Origin of the sequence: Methyloversatilis discipulorum (assembly GCF_018780585.1) — a bacterium.
GTDB classification, from domain to species: domain Bacteria; phylum Pseudomonadota; class Gammaproteobacteria; order Burkholderiales; family Rhodocyclaceae; genus Methyloversatilis; species Methyloversatilis discipulorum_B.
In genome coordinates this window covers 1-3499 of the sequence record NZ_JADMJL010000067.1, presented here as the reverse complement: position 1 = coordinate 3499, position 3499 = coordinate 1, and the positions used below count along the sequence as shown (strand labels likewise).

Annotated in this window: 3 protein-coding genes; all 3 read left to right on the top strand. The window is 64.0% G+C overall.

Translation table 11 applies throughout. From position 1 onward, the window contains the following. Window positions 1-123 precede the first annotated feature (123 nt). From IV112_RS20935 to IV112_RS20925, 3 genes are read left to right on the top strand one after another with little or no spacing between them, the layout of a single operon-like run. Window positions 124-1431: a tyrosine-type recombinase/integrase gene (locus tag IV112_RS20935; protein ID WP_304007009.1), complete on the top strand. Its 1308-nt coding sequence runs from the start codon at window positions 124-126 to the stop codon at window positions 1429-1431. Then, window positions 1428-2393 (top strand): tyrosine-type recombinase/integrase, encoded by a 966-nt coding sequence (locus IV112_RS20930; protein ID WP_304007007.1) that lies wholly within the window; start codon window positions 1428-1430, stop codon window positions 2391-2393. The genes IV112_RS20935 and IV112_RS20930 overlap by 4 nt, the downstream gene beginning before the upstream one ends. Beyond that, entirely contained in the window at window positions 2386-3396 is a 1011-nt protein-coding gene (locus IV112_RS20925; protein ID WP_304007005.1) for a tyrosine-type recombinase/integrase, read from the top strand. Before IV112_RS20930 ends, IV112_RS20925 begins: the two co-directional genes overlap by 8 nt. Window positions 3397-3499: the final 103 nt, after the last annotated feature.

The window sequence follows — 3499 nt, the reverse complement described above, 5'->3', positions numbered from 1 at the left end:
CCGCACCTATGGATAGACGTCAACTACGAATAGCTGAGGACCTTGCGCCGGTCGCGCTCGTTGTTCGCCGCGCGTCCGGTCGGACACCGGGCATCAGCGGCTGTACATAGTTTCTGACTTCGCATGCACTGGCGGCTCCACTACCTGGAGATCGTCATGACTGGCAGACCTGTCCCTTTCGATACCGTTGTCTCGACCAGCAGTGACTCACTGCTGACCGATCATTTGCCTGCCTACCGGAGGTACTTGGTCGACCGCGGGCACGCAGCTTCCTATGTCGAGCACTGTGAGGCCGTGGTCGCGCGCCTCGATCTATGGATGGCCCAGGCGTGCAGGTGCTTGCATAACCTCGACGAGAACCTGATCGCAGAGTTCCTGTACCAGCGTATTCCACGTCGGCGCGCCGCCGTTGCTGGGCGGCGGCCCGATGATCACCATGCCCCGCTGGTCCATTTGCTGATCGTGCTTCGCACCGCTCTTGCTGTGCCGCCGAAGGCGCTTGACGCGACGCCCGTAGGGGAGGAACTGCGCCGGTTTGACCACTTCCTATCTCACGCACGCGGCCTGGCGCGGAGCACGCGCGAGAACACCCTGCGCGTCGTCGGCCGACTCCTGCGCGAGAGGTTTGCCGGTGGCGCCATCAAGTTCGATGCGGTCGCCGCAGAGCACGTTCGCAGCTTCCTTGCCGATCAGGCCAAGGCCCATACGACGCCCATGAGCTTGAGCAGCGTCGTGTCCAGCCTGCGCGGCTACTTCCGTTGGCGCTCGTCGCAAGGAGACACTGTCCACGCGCTGGTCGGTGCGCTGTCAACGCCAGCGAACTGGCAGCAGGCGTCGTTGCCGACTTCGCTCAAGCTACGGGAGGTCGAACAGCTTGTCGCTTCCCTTGGTCAGGTGGGGGCGTCGATGCGTCGTGCAGACGCCATGGTGCGTTGCGCCCTGGACCTGGGCCTGCGCGTCGGCGAAGTCGCTCGCTTGAGCCTGGACGACATCGACTGGGCTGCCGGCACGATCACATTGCGCCGGACCAAGTGCCGACGCGAACACGTGATGCCCTTGCCCCTTGCCACTGGTGACGCCATCGTCGCTTACCTGCACAGCGAGAGGCCCAAGACCTTGCATCGAATGGTCTTCGCCAGCCACAAGACACCCCACGAGCGGTGCCTCGGAAGGGTCGCCGTCGGCACGATCATTCGCGAGGCCTACGCGCGGGCGGGCCTGCCCTACACACGACCGCACCTGCTGCGCCACACCATGGCCAGCCGACTGCTGGCCACGGGCTCGTCGATCAAGGAAGTCGCCGATGTCCTGCGGCACCGTTCATTGAACGCCACGCGCATCTATGCCAAGCTCGACAGTCGTCACCTGGTCGGAGTGGCACTGCCATGGCCTGGTGCAGTAGCCCCCAACACCACCGGGAGCCAAGCATGACGGACGACGTGATCATCCTCGTGGAACGCTACCTTGCTGAACGGCAGCGTCTTGGTTTCGAACTCAGGCATTCCGGCTACTGCCTGCGCAGTCTTGCGCGGCATGTCCAGCGCAGCAAACACCTCGGCCCGCTAACGCTCGAAGTCATGACCCAGTGGGCAGCGCAAGGTCGGTCCTTGATGCCCGCATCCGTGCACATGGCTCGGCGGATGAGGCACCTGCGTCCATTTGCACGCTGGCTGCTGCAGTTCGAGCCGAACACCGAAGTGCCGGACGAGACAGTCTGCGGGCATCGGCCCGTACGGGGAACGCCACACATCTTCAGCGAGCAGGAGATCGAGGAACTGATGGCTGCCGCGCGGCGCCTGGGGCCGCCGACCAGCATCCGAGGCGTGCTGTACGAGACACTCTTCGGCCTGCTCGCAAGCACAGGATTGCGGATCTCCGAGGCGCTGGCACTGCGCCTCGCCGACGTGGATCTGCGGCTGGGGGTACTCACCATCCAACGAACGAAGTTCGGTAAATCGCGTGCAGTGCCGTTGCATCCAAGCACGACCCAGGCACTGCGCCGGTATCGCGCCAGTCGTGACCTGACCGGTGCTTCCTCGGGCGAGGACGAACACTTGTTCATCGGTCTGCGAGCCGACATCCTGGGCGCGCCATTGGGAGGGCACCAGGCGAGGTGCGTGTTCGCCGGTCTGCGGCGTGAACTGGGCTGGGGTAATCGTGGCACCCACCATGCGGCACGCATCCACGATCTCCGGCACACGTTCGTCGTCAGGCGCGTGCTGCTCTGGCAGCAGCAAGGGGTCGACGTCGACCAGGCGATGCTGTCGCTGTCGACATACCTCGGGCACTCGGGCGTTGCCGACACGTACTGGTATCTGCAGGCGGTGCCCGATCTCATGGCGGTTGCCGCGCAGCGGTTTGAAGCTTGCATGCCGGAGGTGTGCGATGCGTGAGGCAACCATCAAACCGCCAAGCCTTCCGGCAATCGTCCAGCAGTTCTTCACCGAGTACCTTGTTGCGCAACGGGCACTCAGTCCGCAGACAGTCGCGTGTTATCGAGACGCCATCAAGCTGTTTCTCGGGTTTGCAGCCTCGCGGCTGAGCAAGTCGCCAGCAACCATTCAGCTGACGGACATCACGCCGGAGTTGATCCTGAGCTTCCTGGACAACCTGGAGGCGGAGCGACAGAACTCGGTGCGAAGCCGCAATCTGAGGCTGACCGCGCTGCGCACGCTCCTGAAGTTCGCCGGCCGGCGCGACGTGACCGCTCTGCACTCGGTCGAGCGTGCGCTGGGTGTGCCGATGAAGCGCTTCGACCGGCCGATGCTCGGCTACCTGAGCCGGCCCGAGATGATCGCGGTGCTTGGCCAACCTGGCGGCGAGTGGACATCACGACGTGACCACCTGTTGCTCACGCTGCTCTACAACACCGGCGCTCGCGTGTCCGAGATCATCGGCGTTCGGGTTGATGACGTTGTGCTGGACGGCGCGGCCTGCGTCCATCTGATGGGCAAGGGCCGCAAGAAGCGATCGGTGCCGCTGTGGAAGTCCACCGTGGCAGCGACACGGGCCTGGTTGCGCGTGAATCCGCAACTGCGCGGCGATTCAGCCCTGCTTCCCAATCGATCGGGCCAGGCGATGACGCGCTGCAACGTGACGCAGCGATTGACGCTCGCCGTGGATCGCGCCACGGCCCAGGTCCCCGGCCTGAAGGGCAAGCGAATATCTCCCCACACCTTGAGGCATACGACAGCCATGCACCTGTTGCAAAGCGGCGTGCCCTTCAACGTCATCGCGCTGTGGCTCGGTCACGAGAGCACGAACACGACCCACCGCTACGTTGAAGCCAACCTGGAAATGAAGGAGCAGGCGCTGGCTCGACTCGAGGCCCCGGACGTGAAGCTCACGCGCTTCCGAGCGACTGATGAACTGATGAAATTCTTGGAAACGCTGTAACTATGGCAAGGCCCGCACGCCCGAACCCGGCAGCCAACCCAGGTGAGGCCGAGACGGGTGTGTGTTCGAACTATTCGTAGTTGATGTCTATCCATAGGTGCGG